The sequence below is a fragment of the Mesorhizobium sp. M2A.F.Ca.ET.042.01.1.1 genome, from assembly GCF_003997405.1.
Classification (GTDB): domain Bacteria; phylum Pseudomonadota; class Alphaproteobacteria; order Rhizobiales; family Rhizobiaceae; genus Mesorhizobium.
In genome coordinates this window covers 1-3,949 of sequence record NZ_RZRX01000389.1, presented here as the reverse complement: position 1 = coordinate 3,949, position 3,949 = coordinate 1, and the positions used below count along the sequence as shown (strand labels likewise).

The 3,949-nt window shown below is 63.9% G+C and carries 6 protein-coding genes; 4 read left to right on the top strand and 2 right to left on the bottom strand.

Features of this window, described 5'->3' with window-relative positions:
- Both EOA23_RS32370 and EOA23_RS32365 read left to right on the top strand, forming a co-directional pair.
- On the top strand, positions 1–405 hold a 405-nt coding region (locus tag EOA23_RS32370; protein ID WP_127307064.1), incomplete at its 5' end, for a thioesterase family protein.
- A gap of 145 nt (positions 406–550) precedes the next feature.
- On the top strand, positions 551–748 hold the full coding sequence (locus tag EOA23_RS32365; protein WP_042644109.1) for a hypothetical protein: 198 nt from the start codon (positions 551–553) through the stop codon (positions 746–748).
- Between the two features lie 11 nt (positions 749–759).
- On the opposite strand, the gene EOA23_RS32360 is transcribed toward EOA23_RS32365, so the two are convergent.
- A complete protein-coding gene (locus tag EOA23_RS32360; protein WP_127307065.1) occupies positions 760–1,236 on the bottom strand; it encodes an Lrp/AsnC family transcriptional regulator in 477 nt (158 codons plus the stop codon).
- Between the two features lie 88 nt (positions 1,237–1,324).
- Here EOA23_RS32360 and EOA23_RS32355 point away from each other — a divergent pair, with 88 nt between their 5' ends.
- On the top strand, positions 1,325–2,257 hold the full coding sequence (locus tag EOA23_RS32355) for a DMT family transporter (protein ID WP_127307063.1): 933 nt from the start codon (positions 1,325–1,327) through the stop codon (positions 2,255–2,257).
- Positions 2,258–2,266: 9 nt separating this feature from the next.
- Here the strand turns inward: EOA23_RS32355 and EOA23_RS32350 are convergent, their stop codons facing one another.
- Positions 2,267–3,178, bottom strand: a complete 912-nt coding sequence (locus EOA23_RS32350) for a dienelactone hydrolase family protein (RefSeq protein ID WP_127307062.1) — start codon at positions 3,176–3,178, stop codon at positions 2,267–2,269.
- 293 nt (positions 3,179–3,471) lie between these two features.
- On the opposite strand from EOA23_RS32350, the gene EOA23_RS32345 reads away from it, so the two are divergent.
- Positions 3,472–3,906, top strand: a complete 435-nt coding sequence (locus EOA23_RS32345; RefSeq protein WP_127307061.1) for a hypothetical protein — start codon at positions 3,472–3,474, stop codon at positions 3,904–3,906.
- Positions 3,907–3,949 lie beyond the last annotated feature (43 nt).

Sequence of the window (3,949 nt, the reverse complement as noted above, 5' to 3'; positions counted from 1 at the left end):
GCCTATTACAACGTGCTGTTCGACCGCTGTTCGGACGTGGCCTTCGAGATGATGGGCATGGGGCCGAACTACGCCAGGGATCGCCGCCTCACCATCTACACGGCGGAAGTTCATGTCTGCTATGTCCAGGAGCTGCACCTCGACCACAAGGTGAAGGTCTCGTTCCAGCTTATCGACCACGACGAGAAGCGGCTCAGGGCCTATCAGGAAATCCGCCATGTCGACGGCTGGTTGGCAGCGACCTCCGAGCAGCTTGCGCTGCATGTCGACATGGCCGGGCCTAGGGTCGCCCCATTTCCGGCCGACGTGATGGCGAAGGTCGAAGCCATGCGCGCCGCCCATGCGGGCCTGCCAATGCCGGAGCGCGCCGGGCGCTCGATCGGCATCAAGCGCAAGAGCGCTTGAAAACCAGCGCGCCCGCGTTAACCTTACCAAGGTTTTAACGTGAACAAGTCGCTTGAGTCCGTTGAACGACTCAGCGACGCGTTTGAAAACCGCCCTACCGGGTTTGCGCGCGGGCGGCTGGCGGAATGCGGTGCGAGGACAGTGCATGAAAACCGATATCAAGGTCGAGGTGGAGCGCTTGGCGGCCGATCCACGCATCACCGACTATGATTTCTGGCGATCGCTGAAGAACGTCGACAACGAGATCTTCCACATCGCCAACAACAACGAACCCATCCCGTTCGACATGATCCGCTGGCGCGCGATTCTGACCCAGGCGCGCATGCGGCGCGGCCACGCCTGATTCGTCCCCCGTCACTTTTGCCTGAACCCGCCCAGCGGCGAGCGCGGCTCGACCGGTGACGATTGGATGATGGCCGTGTTGGTCATTGCGTAAGGGATGATCCGGTCGATCACCCGCTCGAGCTCGCTCACCGAGCCGACATGCGCCAGCGCGATGAAGCAGTCCTCACCGGTCACGCGGTCGCATTGCGCGATCTCCGGTAGCTCGCGGATGATGTCCGCCACGACGGAAAGCTGTCCCGGAACCGGCCTGATCCTGAGCCATGCCGACAGCTTCAGCCCGAGCGCGGCCGGATTGATCCTGACCGTATAGGCCTCGATCACGCCGTTCTCCTGCAGCTTGCGGATGCGCTCCGCCACGCTCGGCGCCGACAGCCCGACCGCGCGCGCCAGTTCCGCCGTGCTGATGCGCGCGTCCTTTTCCAGGAGCCGCAGGATCTTCAGGTCCACAGCGTCCAGCTCGGCATCTTCATTTCGAAGGTTTTTCAGTTTCTTTACCTTCCATTGGAGGTGAGAAGGACAGAAGGCACGCCGATTGCACATGTAAGTCGCGCATTTCGCCTGCGATAATGCGCCCATGACCAGCCAAACGCAAACTCCAGCTGCAAACCGGGCCGCCGGCAGAACCGACGCCCCGCGCTCAGTCGTTGCCGGCCCTGCCCTCGGCGGATTGGCCAATGCGCTGCCGCCGCATGTCTGGTTCTGCGTCAGCGCCGTGTTCCACTATCTCGGACCGGCTTTCGCGGTGCTGCTTTTCGACCAGCTCGGCGTGCTCGGCATGGCCTGGCTGCGCATCGCCACCGCCGCTCTCATCTTCGCTCCTTTGACCAGGCCCTGGCGCGTCTTCGCGCGCGCCGACCGCGCTCAGCGACTACTTTTGCTGGCCTTCGGCGCCTGTCTGGCGATGATGAACTGCTCGTTCTATCTGGCGCTCGACCGGCTGCCGATCTCTCTGGTGGCGGCGATCGAGTTCGTCGGCACGATCGGTGTCGCGCTGGTCGGCCTGCGCAGCCCGCGCAACTTTGCCGCTCTGGCTGTCGCGGTCATCGGCACCTTGCTGCTCATCGACGTGAAATGGTCGAGCGATCCGCTTGGCCTGTTCTGGGCCTTTCTCAACGGCGCTCTGTTCGTCGGCTATATCGTGATCGGCCATCGCGTCGCCCAGGCAGGCTACGGCATTGCCGGCCTCGGCGCCGCCATGGCGATCGCCTTCCTCGTCGTGTTGCCCATCGGCTTTCGCGAAGCGCTGCCCGCCTTCTCGTCGCCGCATCTGCTTGTCGCGGCGATCGGCGTCGGCCTCTGTTCTTCGGTCATCCCCTATATCTGCGACCAGCTCGCCATGGCGAGGCTACCGCGCGCGAGCTTCGCGCTGATGCTCTCGCTCCTTCCGCTCACGGCAACGCTCATCGGAATCGTCGTGCTGCGCCAGGTGCCGAGCGTCATCGACTGCATCGGCATTGCGCTGGTCATCGGGGGCGTTGCCATGCATAAGCCGGCAGCAAATACCTGAACTGTTCGACTAGGCGAGCTTCTCCTTCAGGAACGCCACCGTCCGGCCCCAGGCGAGATCGGCGGCTTTCTTGTCGTAGCGCGCGGCCGAGGTGTCGTTGTTGAACGCGTGGTTGGCGCCCTCATAGACATAGACCTTGTATTCGACATGCGCGGCGTCGAGCGTTTTCTTGTAGGCATCGATGCCGGCATTCGTCCGGCTGTCGAGACCGGCATAGTGAAGGAGCAGCGGCGCCTTGATCTTCGCGGCATCCTGGGCCTTGGGCTGCATGCCGTAATAGGCGACGCCGGCGCTGAGATCGGGCGCATGGACGGCCAGCTGGTTCACCGCGCCGCCGCCCCAGCAGAAGCCGACCGCCCCGACCTTGCCGTTGCCGTCCTTGAGGTTCTTGAGATAGGCGACCGTCGCCACCCCGTCTGCCGCGACTTGGGCAGGGTCGAGCTTGGCGAACATGTCGCGCGCCTTATCCTCGTCGGATGGCGTGCCGCCAAGCGGCGACAGGAAGTCCGGCGCGAGCGCCACGAACCCTTCCAGCGCCACGCGTCGGGCGACATCGCGGATATGCGAGTTGAGCCCCCTGTTCTCATGGATGACGATGACGGTGCCAAGCTTGCCCTGCTGGTCGGCCGGCTTGACCAGATAGGCTTTCATCTCGCCGCTCGAGCCGGGATAGGTGATGTCCTCGCCCTTAATGCGGCCATCGTCCTCGGCGACGATCGCCGCCTTGGCGGAGTTGGCCGCCAGCATCGGCGCGATCGCGGCCGCCGCGGCGCCCGAGCCCGCCAGCCTCGTCAGCTGCTCCATAAAGCGGCGTCGGTCGAGCGTCAGATGCGTGTATTCGTCATAGGCGTCGATCATCGCCTGAGTAATAGGAGGTTGCGTGATGATGGGCTGCGTGGGCTCGGCAACGGGTTCGGTCATGGCTGTCCTCGACGTAGTGCATGTCGCCCAAAAGTGCGCAGCGCGACACGGGAATCCATTTCCGACGTGGCGCGCTTTAGGCGGGTGATCCGCAAGATAGGGTCGAGAGCTGCAGGGTCCAGTCACGGCGGGGTGACGATCCTGCGAGGGATTCCTGGCGGAGCGGTGCGCCGACAAGCCAGCCTGATTCATCACATTTTGGTCATTTCCGAAAGGCTTGATGGTGCTGTCACATTGGGACGAGAAATTGCCGGAGCCGCCTTGCCGATACGAATGACGAAAAGGGGAATGCCATGAACGTCCAGGATATCATCAACACCGTTTCCTCGAAGGCCGGCCTCGACGAGCCGACTACCGAGAAAGTCGTCGGCACCATCTTTTCCGTGCTGGAGCACGAGGCGGAAGGCACCAGCGTTTCGTCTTTCTTCGCCCAGATCCCCGGCGCCGACGCGCTGGCCCAGAAATATGACGTGATGTCCGCCGGTGCGGCCAATTCGGGCGGCGGCCTCCTGTCGTCGCTGCGAGGGGCGCTTGGCGGCGTGCTCGGCGAAAAGGCCGGCGCGCTGATCAACGGCATCGCGGCGCTCAAAGCGTCCGGCCTCGACATGGTGCAGATCCGGCAGGCCGGCGAGACCCTGATCAAGCAGGCCGAAGCCGCCGCCGGCCCCGATCTCACCAACCAGGTGCTGGACCAGGTGCCGAGCTTGAGGGGCCATCTCGGGCTTTGAAGCCCGACGCCTTCCCTCACTTGGGCAGCGTGTAGGCCATCAG